Consider the following 10,633-nt stretch of genomic DNA (forward strand, 5'->3'; position numbering starts at 1 on the left):
ATGAAAACACCTGAGCAGTGCAGCGGGCTGGAAGACGTCCGCCTGGGTATCGACACGTTGGACGAACAGATCATCCGCGCTCTCGGCCAGCGGTTGGCCTATGTGAAAGCTGCGGCGCAGTTCAAGCCTGACGAAGCCAGCATCGCCGCCCCCGAGCGGGTGGCCGCCATGCTGCCCCATCGCCGCCGCTGGGCCGAGCGCGAAGGGTTGGACCCGATGTTCGTGGTCCCGCTGTTTGCGCAGATCATCCAATGGAATATCGACCAGCAAGTGCGCCACTGGCGCCAGCAGCATCAAGGAGCGGAGCATGAGTGAACGTCTGCCGGGATTGCTTCAGGCGCTGACCGAGGGCGAACGCCTGGCGCGCGAGAAGGGCGGCGCAGTGCTGGTGGTGTTCAGCCTGGCCTCGGAGCGCCTGGACCCGCTGCGGTTATTTGCCGCCAACCGCCAGGTACTCGGGCAAAGCCTGTTCTGGTCAAGTGACCGGGGCGCACTGGCCATGGCCGGCTTTGGTTGTACCGAGGAAATCAGCCCCGGGGCCGATGACCGCTTCAACGCCAGTGCCCTGGCGTGGCAGGCGTTGCTCAGCCAGGCCCATCAGGTGGGGCCGCGCCAGCCGTTGCTGTGTGGCGGCTTTGCGTTTGACCCGAAGGGCCCACGCTCGCTCAAATGGCAGTCATTCGCCGCCACCTCCCTGGTGCTGCCGCGCATCCTGCTGCTGCGGGAAGCCGAGCAACATCATGTGATCTTCAGCCAGTGGCTGGAGCCCGGGGCGGACGCGGTGCGTTGCGCCCAGAGCCTGGAAACCCAGTGGACGTTGCTTCTGTCCCGCTACGCCAGTGCGCCACGCCAGGAGATTCCCCTCGGCACACCGAGCGACGAAAACACCATCAGCGCGCAGCAATGGCAAGACACCGTGGCGACGGCCGTGCAGCGCATCAACGCCGGCGACCTGCGCAAGGTGGTGCTGGCCCGCGAAGTGCGGTTGACCACCTCACGGACGATCCCCTGTGGCCCGCTGCTGGAAAACCTCAAGGCGGCCTATCCCCAGGCGTACCTGTTTGCGTTCAGCCGTGGTGACAGCTGCTTTCTCGGCGCAACGCCGGAGCGGCTGGTGCGGGTGACTCGTGGCACGCTGAACACGGTGGCGTTGGCCGGTACTTGCCCGCGTGGTCGTCACGAGCAGCACGATGCCGAACTTGGCCAGGCCTTGATGGACAGCCCCAAGGACCGCCACGAACACACCCTGGTGGTTCAAACCCTGCGCGAAGCATTGCAGCCCTATTGCGCGATGCTCGACATTGCCAGCCAGCCGCAGTTGCACCGGCTGGCCAACGTGCAGCACCTGTTGACGCCGGTGATGGGCCGCTTGCATCCCCAGGTGCAATTGCTGCAACTGGTGCAGGCCCTGCACCCGACGCCGGCGGTGGGTGGCTTGCCGCGACGTGAGGCGATGGCCTATATCCGAGAGCACGAGCAGCTCGACCGTGGCTGGTACGCAGCGCCAGTGGGCTGGATGAATGCGCAGGGTGATGGTGAATTTGCCGTGGCGTTGCGCTCGGCGTTGATCAGAGGCTGTGAGGCGCACCTGTTCGCCGGCTGCGGCATTGTCGCCGAGTCGGATCCCGGGAGTGAGTACGAGGAAACGTGCTTGAAGCTGCGGACTATCCGCGATGCCTTGCGGCCTTCGGACGGAGTGCAGGTGGCGTCAGCCTGAGGAAGGCTCTCGCCCGGCAGGCCGGGCGAGAGCATGCAGCGTCTGGATCAGTTCAAGCCAAGCTTGCCACGCAGTGTGGACAGGTCTTCCGCCAGGGTATTGACCGGGCCAACCAGGGCTTTGCGGTCGGCTTCCTTGACCTTGTCGTAGGTCTCGAAACCGCCATCCTTGGTTTTGTACTTGGCCAGGATCTTGTCCACGGTGGCGAAGTTCTTGTCGACTTTGGCAACGAAGGCCTTGTCTTGCTTCTCGATCTGCGGACGGAACAGGTCGACGATTTTCTTCGCGCCGTCGATGTTGCCCTGGAAGTCATACAGGTCGGTGTGGCTGTAGCGGTCTTCTTCACCGGAGATCTTGGTCGCGGCGACTTCTTCCAGCAGAGCAGCAGCACCACCCACGACTTTTTCCGGCGGGAAGGTCAGGCCGTCCACGCGGGTTTTCAGGTCCAGTACGTCGCTGTTGAGCTTGTCCGCCAGGGCGTCGAGGCCTTTGGTGGTGTTCTCGGAGAACAGGCTGTACTCGATGCGGTGGAAGCCGGTGAAGTCTTCGGCTTTCACGCCTTTCTCGTGGTCGTCCACGCGGGAGTCGATGGAGGCGTCGAGGTCGCTGAACAGTTCGGCGATCGGCTCGATCGACTCATAGTGCACGCGGGTTGGCGCGTACAGCTTCTTGGCGGTCGCCAGGTCGCCTTTTTTCACGGCGTCGGTGAACGCCTGGGTCTGGGTGACCAGCTCGCCGATTTCTTCGGTGACATAGATCTTGTAGTCCGACACCGGCCCTACCAGGTCCAGCGGCGCGGTGGCGGCGAAGGCGGCCAGCGGCGAAAGGCTCATTAACAACGACAATGCGAGAGACGACTTCTTCATGGGACGATTTCCGCTCTGGGGTTTGTTTTAGGTTTTGGCAGTGGTTTGTGGATGTGTCGCATCAAGCAGCGTGCGCCCGATGAAATCCTGGGCCCCGGTGACGCCTGGCAAGGTGAAGAAGTAACCGCCGCCAACCGGCTTCAGGTATTCCTCCAGAGGCTCGCCGTTGAGCCGGGTTTGCACGCTGATAAAGCCTTTCTCCAGGTCAGCCTGGTAGCAGATGAACAACAGCCCCATGTCCAGCTGACCGTTTTTGTTGACGCCGTTGGAGTAGTTGAACGGCCGGCGCAGGATCAGGTTGGCCTGGGTCTGTGCAGTACGCGGGTTGGCCAGGCGGATGTGGGCATCGAGCTTGGTCAACTTGCCTTCCGGGTCCTTGCTGTAGTCCGGGACCTGGGTTTCTTTCTGGCCATCCATGGGCGCGCCACTGGTCTTGATCCGGCCAATGATGCTTTCTTGCTCTTGCAGCGGGGTGCGGTCCCAGCGTTCGACGAAGTTGCGGATGATCCGCACCGCCTGGTAGCTGCCGTTGGCGGCCCAGGCCGGTTCGTCGCTGCCTGGCTGGACCCACACAATCTGATCCATCGCCTTGTTGTCGTTGGAGTTCGGGTTGGCCGAACCGTCGCGAAAACCGAGGAAGTTGCGCGCGCTTTGTGCCGGCTCGCCGGGGCGGGCTGGGGCCTGGGGCGGCACGCTGCCTTCCTGCTTCCAGCGCACCAGCAGCAGGTCCGGCAGGTTTTTCACGATATCGCGCAGGGCGTGGATATTGGTGTCCGGGGTGTTGGAGCTGAACTGCAGGCTCAGGTCGCCGTGGCACTGCGCCGGTTCCAGTGCATCGTTGGGGAAACCGACCATGCGGATCAGGCGCTTGGGCTTGGCCGCGGCCAGGCCGAAGCGTTCGTCGAACAGCGACTCGCCCACCGATACGGTGATGGTCAGGTTGTCCGGTGTCACCACCGGGCCGAGGATGCCGGAGTCGGTGGGGGGCAGTTTCGGGTCGACTTGCACCACGGTGCCGCCGGTCATCAGGAACGCGATACGCTCGTTCAGGGTGCGGAACAGCCGCTCCAGGTCCTCGCGGTCGCTGGCCAACACGTCGAATGCCACCAACATGCCGCAGGCCGGGCGCGGAGTGACGATGCCGGTCTGGTGCTTGCCATGGAAATCGTGGTGGTCCTGGGTCTTTTCACTGCTTGGCGCGGTGGTCACCTGTGCCGCCGCGTTGGCAGCCATTGCCGGGCAGCTCAGGCTGCTGCCGGCAATGGCCGCGCCAGTGGCGGCCATACCCAGCAATACACGACGACGCTGGGCGGAAAATTGTTCTGAATCACTCATGTCTACGGTCGTCTTCACTTCAGGCCGGAAAGGCCAAGGGCGGGGTCGATTCCATCGAGTGCAACGGCCAGAGCCTTGGCCTTGTCGGCGATCTGCTTGCGCTGATCGGCGGTAACGCTGTCATACGAGGCGTAGCGGCCATCGACTTTCAAACCGTTGAGTTCGGCATCGAGGGCGGTGATCGCGCTGTCGATCCCCGGCAGTAATTGCGCGGCAGATTTGGTCAGCAGCGGGCGCATCAGGTCGACCACTTTGCGGGCGGCGTCCAGGTTGGCGGCGAAGCCGTTGAGGTCGGTATGGCTGTAGCGTTCTTCCTCACCGCTGGCGGCACGTACGTCGGCCAGGCTGTTGAGGTTGCGCACCACGATGCTCACCAGTTGCTCCGGCGGCAGCGACTGGGCCAGCAGCTGTTGCTTGAGGCTGGTGACGTCGGTGACCAGGCGCTGGGCAATCGGCGCCAGGCCGTCGAGATTGCGTTGCTGGAACAGGCCGTATTCGAGACGGTGGAAGCCGCTGAAGGCCGGGTCCTGCTCGCGCTTTTCAAAGTAGTCGGCGCGGGCGTTGATCGCGTTGTCCAGTTCCGCCAGGCGTTGCGAGGCCGGGGCCAGGCGCTGGTAAGCCTCGCGGGCCGGTACGTAAAGCGCCTGGGCCTGGGCGAGGTCGCCGGCTTCGATGGCTTGGTCCAGCGCGGTAACGGCCTTGACCAGGGCGCTACCCTGGCTGCTCAGGTACACGCGGAACTCCGACAGCGGGCCGATAAACGCGACCATCGACGGCTTGGCCTTGGCTTGGGCGTCAGACTCGGCAGTCGGTGTCACCTTCAAGGTGCCACGCGGGTTGCTCAGCAGGCCGCAGGTGATCTGGTAGTCGCCGGGCAGCAGGTTGGCGTTGATCACCTGGCTCAGGCCCGGGGCGATGTTCTCGCGCTCTTCGACCACCAGCACGCCGTCGAGGATTTCCCATTCCACGGCACGGTCCGAGCGGTTGATGATGCGGAAGCTGGCGCGTCCGGCCGGTACCGTCAGCGCATTCGGCTCGCAGCTGTGGGCGTGGATGGTGACGGCGATTTCATTGTGGTTGGCCTGGCGCTTGGAGGCGGCCAGTTGCGAGGCGTAGTAGAACAGGCCACCGGCGGCGATCATCACGACCACCGAGCCGCCCACCGCCCAGCGCAAGGCGCGGGAGGGCGGAGCCGGTTGAGGGGTTTGGTTGGACAAGAGGCGGTCCTTACTGGCTGGAAACGGAAGAGGTTGTGCGGGTAGCCGGCTTGCTCGGCGGCGCCGGCAGGAAGAACATCACCAGGGCCACCACCAGGTAAATCAGGTAGGCACCGAGGGTGCTGATGGTCGGGGCGTCCTGATAGCCGAACATGCCGGCCAGCACCGAGCCCAGCGGGCCATCCATCGGCAGCGTCGCGCTGAAATCGAACAGTACGGTTTGCAGGTGGTTCCATACCCCGGCTTCGTGCAGGGCTTGTACCGAGTTGGCGAGGATGCCGGCGGCCACCACCAGGATGAACAGGCCGGTCCAGCGGAAGAACGCACCGAGGTTCAGGCGCATGCTGCCGGTGTAGATCAGGAAGCCGACGATGATCGCCAGGATCAGGCCGAGCAGGGCGCCAATCGGCGCGCCCGGACCTTCGCTTTGCTGGAACACGGCCAGCAGGAAGAACACGGTTTCCAGGCCTTCACGGGCCACGGCGAAAAACACCATGGCAATCAGTGCGGTGACCTGGTGTTTGGAGCCGGCCAGGGCATGATCGAGGGATTCATGCAGGGAATGCTTGATGGAGCGCGCGACCTTGCGCATCCAGAACACCATGGAGCTGAGAATGCCCACGGCCACCAGGCCGACGATGCCTTCGAACAGTTCCTGTTGTTTCTGCGGGAATTCGGCACTCACCAGTTCCAGGCCACCGCCGACCAGCAGCGCGAGGGCCGCTGCCAGAAATACGCCGATCCACACTGCGGGCATGTACTGGCCACGGCCAGTTTGCTTGAGATAGCTGGCAATAATGCCAACGATCAAGGCGGCTTCTATGCCTTCGCGCAGCATGATTAAAAAGGGAACAAGCATTCGGCACCGAATCGTCACTAGATAGGATGCTAAGTTGTAACATAATGATACTCATTACTAAACAGGGAATATTGACCTTTACTGAACCTTGACTGAACGGTGGTGGCAAACCGCATCCGACACTAGAATGCGCGGCATCGTCCCAGCCACCGGATTGCGCCATTCCCCATGTCGGAAAAAGACACGATTTCCATCCAACTGGTCCGCGAAGCCCTGTTGCAGAGCTGTGCGCCGGGTGCGGCGAGCGATGAAGTGTTGACCAAGGTCGGGATTGATCCAGCACTGCTGGGCCAGCCAACCGCACGCGTCCCGGCAACCGCTTACGCACGCTTATGGCGCTTGCTGACACGGCGAATGGACGATGAATTCTTTGGCATGGACCCGCGCAAGCTCAAATCCGGCAGCCTGGAGTTCCTCTGCCGGGCCTCCATGGCACAACCGAGCCTGGCCACTGCGCTGGAAACCGGCCTGGGGTTCCTGTCACTGATGCTCGAGCGCATGCCGGCGCAACTGGTGCGCCAGCAGAGCCTGGCGGAAATCGTCCTGTTGGAGCCGGAGCCCGCACCCAGGCGTGCCTTCACCTATTTCGCCTACTGGATGATCGTCCACGGCGTCGCCTGCTGGCTGGCTGGGCGCCGGATCCCGATCCTGGCGATTGAACTGCGTTGCCCGCAGCCGGACTTCTGCGACGACTACCAGGTGATGTTTTCCGACAACCTGCGCTTTGACCGGCCGCGTACCCGGATGATCTTTTCCGCCGACTGCCTCGACCTGCCGATCAAGCGCAGCCCGGAGGAGCTCAAGCGCTTCCTGGCCCATGCGCCGGCCAACATCCTGGTCAAATACCGCGACCCGGACAGCCTTGCCACCCGCATCAAGACCGACCTGCGGCACATGCCTGCCGACACCTGGCCGGAAACCGAAGGCCTGGCCGCATCCCTGTGCATCTCGGCCTCGACCCTGCGCCGGCGCCTGGCGGAAGAAGGGCAGACCTACCAGGGCCTCAAGGACAGCGTGCGCAAGGAGTTGGCGATCGTCTGGCTGGCCGATTCCGACATCAGCTTTGCCGAGATCGCCACCCGCCTGGGGTTTGCCGATGCCAGCTCGTTCTACAAGGCGTTTCGCAAGTGGTCGGGCTCCAACCCCGGGCACTATCGCAGCCTGATATTGAACGAAGCACTGAGCCAGTAGGTCACTGCCAGGCACCCCCGGCACGTTTGCCTGCTTATCCACGCCTTTAATGATCTGGGTCACTTTCCTGCGCCGCCGTGCGTGTGATATTCGGCGCCACCGCTCCATCGTTCGTTTCCTGACGCAGCCTGATCGGCATTTGTCGCGATCAACGTCTACGCCATTTCCCTCATTCAAGAGCAGGATTTCATGGCACTTCACAGAACCGTAGAGACCCAGGACCAAGCCATCGAAGACGTCTATTCGAGTGGCTCCGCCCAGCACAAACTGCCCAAGTACCGCCTCCCGGACCACTCGACCACGCCGTCGGCCGCCTACAACCTGGTGCGTGACGAACTGCTGCTGGATGGCAATTCCCGGCAAAACCTGGCGACCTTCTGCACCACCTGGGTCGAGCCCGAAGTGCAGCAGTTGATGGCCGATGCCCTCGACAAAAACATGATCGACAAGGATGAGTACCCGCAGACGGCCGAGATCGAAAACCGTTGCGTGCATATCATTGCCGACCTGTGGCACGCGCCGAAATCGTGGCAAACCGTGGGTTGCTCCACCACCGGTTCCAGCGAAGCGGCGATGCTTGGCGGCCTGGCACTGAAGTGGAGCTGGAAGAAACGCCGGGAAGCGGCGGGGCTGCCCACCGACAAACCGAATTTCGTGTGCGGCCCGGTGCAGATCTGCTGGAAGAAATTCGCCCGTTATTTCGATGTGGAAATTCGCGAAGTGCCGTTGCGCGGTGACGCATTGGGCCTGCGCCCGGCCGACCTGCGGGAATATTGCGACGAAAACACCATCGGTGTCGTCGCGACCCTGGGCGTGACCTTCACCGGGATCTACGAACCGGTCGCAGCCCTGGCGGCCGAGCTGGACTCGATGCAACGTGACCTCGGCCTGGATATCCCGATCCATGTCGACGCGGCGAGCGGCGGGTTTATCGCCCCGTTCATCCAGCAAGAGCTGCAATGGGATTTTGGGATCGAGCGCGTCAAGTCCATCAACGCTTCCGGCCACAAGTACGGCCTGGCGCCGCTGGGCGTCGGCTGGGTTATCTGGCGCTCCACCGAAGACCTGCCGGAAGAGTTGATCTTCTACGTCGACTACCTGGGCGGCAACATGGCGACCTTTGCCCTGAACTTCAGCCGGCCCGGCGGTGAAATCATTGCCCAGTACTACAACTTCCTGCGGCTGGGGCGCGATGGCTACACGCGGATTCAACAAGCGTGCTCCGACACGGCGCAATGGCTGGCCTCGGAAATCACCAAGTTTGCCCCGCTGGAACTGGTGTACGACGGCAAGGATGGGCTGCCGGCGGTCTGCTACAAGCTCAAGGACGGCGTCGATCACGGCTTCAGCCTCTACGACCTGTCGGAGCGCGTGCGCATGCGCGGCTGGCAGATCGCGTCATACCCGTTGCCGTCCGATCGGCAGAACGTCGTGGTACAGCGCATCCTGGTGCGGCATGGCGTGAGCCGTGACCTGGTGGCGTTGCTGCTGGAAGACCTGCGCAAGGCCGTTGCCCACCTGCAGAAAAACCCGGTGGAGCATTCCGACGCGGGCCCCAGCTTCAGCCATGGCGCCATCGCCGACCCGGTCATCCCGGCCGACACCCCGAACCTCGACTGAACGCACTGAACACTCACCGGGCCTCGAGGCCCGGTGCCTTTAGCGTTGCATCGCCAGGTACGAATCATCGTGACTGCCTTCTTTACTTTCCTGCACGACAACCCCTACATCCTGCTGTTCCTGGTGGTTGGCCTGTCCGTCTGGGTCGGGCGCGGCACCATCAAGGGTTATGGCCTGGGCGCGGTGGCCGGGGCCATCGTGATCGGCTGCGCGATTGCGACGTGGGCGTCTTACTACGGCGTGCATTTCGAACTCGATAACTTTACCAAGAGCCTGTTTTATTACCTGTTCATGTACGGCGTCGGGCTGCGGGTCGGGCCTTCGTTCATCAACAGTCTCAAGGGTGATGGCCTGAAATTCACCTTCCTGGCGATCCTGTCCTCGTTCCTCGGGCTGGGTATCGTGGTGCTCGGCGTGCGGCTGTTATCCCTGCCGGTGGGCGCGGCGGGCGGGATTCTTGCCGGTTCGCAAACCATGTCGGCGGCGATTGGCTCCGCCGAACAGGCGATTACCTCGGGCGTAGTGCCGCTGCCACCGGGCACCACTGCGGCGGCGGCCACCGCGATGATCGCCCTGTCTTACGGCATCACCTATATCTGGGGCACGGTCGGCATCATCCTGATCTGCAAATACCTGCCGCGCTGGTGGGGTGTGGATGCGCGCAAGGCGGCCAAGGAATTCGAGGTGGAGCACGGTGTGCCGAACGTCGACGATGCCGGGCTCAGTGGGTATCGGCCGTTTGACCTGCGGGCCTATCGCCTGGTGAACCCGGAGCTGGTGGGGCAGAGCATCGCGCAGTTTCGCCAGCGCTTTGCGTTGTACCAGATCGAGAACGTCGAGCGTGGTGAAGAGTTGCTGGGGGCTGATCCGACGCTGGTGTTGCAACTCGGCGATGTGATCGCCCTGGGCGGCAGCCTGGATGCGCTGACCGATCACATGGGCCTGATCGGGCCGGAAGTACCTGATGCCCGAGCGTTGAATATACCGCTGGATGAGGCGGTGATTCTGGTGACTCACAAGGATGCCGTGGGCAGGGCGCTCAAGGAATTCAGCCAGTCGCCGATTGCCGGTCAGGTGCAGTTGGTGGGGATTGAGCGAGGTGGAGCGCCGATTCCGGTGGGGCTGGAAACGCGGTTGCAGCGCCTGGATGTGATGCACTTGATTGGCTTGCGCAGTGCCATCGACAAGGCCACGGCGTTGCTGGGCAAGGCGGGGCGGGCGAGTACGGCGACGGATTTGCTGACGCTGTCGCTGGGTATGGTGCTGGGGTTGTTGATCGGGCTGATTCAGGTGCCGGCGTTCGGTGCGGCGGTGGGGCTGGGCAATGCGGGCGGGTTGCTGGTGTCGGGGATTATCGTCTCGTCGCTGGTGTCGCGGGTGCGGTTTTTCGGCAATACCCCGAATGCGGCGCGCAACATTCTCGAGGACATGGGGTTGATATTCTTTGTCGCGATTGTGGGGGTGAATGCGGGGGCTAACTTGGTTTCGCAGATTAGCGCGATCATTGCGTTGAAGATCTTTTTGCTTGGGTTCGTGGCTTGTACGATTCCACCGTTTATTGTTTGGGCTGTGGGTTTTCATGTGTTCAAGATCAACCCGGCGATTCTCATGGGCGGTGTTGCGGGGGCGCGGAGTCACTCGGGGCCGGCGCGGGAGGCGGCCAAGGAAATTGATAGTACGGTGCCGTGGATCGGGTTTCCGGTGGCGTATGCGGTGTCGGGGATTTTGCTCACGGTGTTTGGGTATTTTGCCATGGTGCTGGCGCGGTAGCTGTATTGGGTACATATCCGTTGCTGCGGTAACGGCCACTTATGGTTCCGCTCTTACA

General features: G+C 62.8%; 9 protein-coding genes. 5 read left to right on the plus strand and 4 right to left on the minus strand.

Annotation, left to right across the window (positions count from 1 at the left end; genetic code table 11):
• Complete coding sequence (locus HX818_RS08775; protein ID WP_003218417.1) at positions 1-315, plus strand: isochorismate lyase; 315 nt, start codon at positions 1-3, stop codon at positions 313-315.
• Entirely contained in the window at positions 308-1,717 is a 1,410-nt protein-coding gene (locus tag HX818_RS08780; protein ID WP_003218416.1) for an isochorismate synthase, read from the plus strand. Before HX818_RS08775 ends, HX818_RS08780 begins: the two co-directional genes overlap by 8 nt.
• Before the next feature lie 47 nt (positions 1,718-1,764).
• Here the strand turns inward: HX818_RS08780 and efeO (HX818_RS08785) are convergent, their stop codons facing one another.
• Genes efeO (HX818_RS08785) through efeU form a run of 4 tightly spaced genes read right to left on the minus strand, consistent with a single transcriptional unit; the run spans position 1,765 to position 5,994 of the window.
• Complete coding sequence (efeO, locus tag HX818_RS08785; protein WP_003218415.1) at positions 1,765-2,583, minus strand: iron uptake system protein EfeO; 819 nt, start codon at positions 2,581-2,583, stop codon at positions 1,765-1,767.
• A gap of 27 nt (positions 2,584-2,610) precedes the next feature.
• The gene (efeB, locus tag HX818_RS08790; protein WP_008436218.1) at positions 2,611-3,918 is read right to left on the minus strand and encodes an iron uptake transporter deferrochelatase/peroxidase subunit; all 1,308 of its coding nucleotides are present in this window, start codon (positions 3,916-3,918) and stop codon (positions 2,611-2,613) included.
• A gap of 14 nt (positions 3,919-3,932) precedes the next feature.
• Positions 3,933-5,135: an iron uptake system protein EfeO gene (gene efeO, locus HX818_RS08795; RefSeq protein ID WP_008436219.1), complete on the minus strand. Its 1,203-nt coding sequence runs from the start codon at positions 5,133-5,135 to the stop codon at positions 3,933-3,935.
• A 10-nt stretch (positions 5,136-5,145) separates the two neighbouring features.
• Complete coding sequence (gene efeU / locus HX818_RS08800) at positions 5,146-5,994, minus strand: iron uptake transporter permease EfeU (protein ID WP_003218412.1); 849 nt, start codon at positions 5,992-5,994, stop codon at positions 5,146-5,148.
• A gap of 168 nt (positions 5,995-6,162) precedes the next feature.
• Here efeU and HX818_RS08805 point away from each other — a divergent pair, with 168 nt between their 5' ends.
• From HX818_RS08805 to HX818_RS08815, 3 genes are all read left to right on the plus strand, one after another.
• Positions 6,163-7,185 carry an AraC family transcriptional regulator gene (locus HX818_RS08805; RefSeq protein ID WP_003218411.1) on the plus strand — a complete coding sequence of 341 codons (1,023 nt, stop codon included), beginning with the start codon at positions 6,163-6,165 and terminating at the stop codon, positions 7,183-7,185.
• 189 nt (positions 7,186-7,374) lie between these two features.
• The gene (locus tag HX818_RS08810; RefSeq protein ID WP_177019844.1) at positions 7,375-8,805 is read left to right on the plus strand and encodes a glutamate decarboxylase; all 1,431 of its coding nucleotides are present in this window, start codon (positions 7,375-7,377) and stop codon (positions 8,803-8,805) included.
• Positions 8,806-8,874: 69 nt separating this feature from the next.
• A complete protein-coding gene (locus tag HX818_RS08815) occupies positions 8,875-10,575 on the plus strand; it encodes an aspartate:alanine exchanger family transporter (protein WP_177019845.1) in 1,701 nt (566 codons plus the stop codon).
• The last annotated feature ends 58 nt before the right edge of the window (positions 10,576-10,633 follow it).

Origin of the sequence: Pseudomonas sp. F9001, from assembly GCF_013385435.1 — a bacterium.
Taxonomy (GTDB): Bacteria; Pseudomonadota; Gammaproteobacteria; order Pseudomonadales; family Pseudomonadaceae; genus Aquipseudomonas.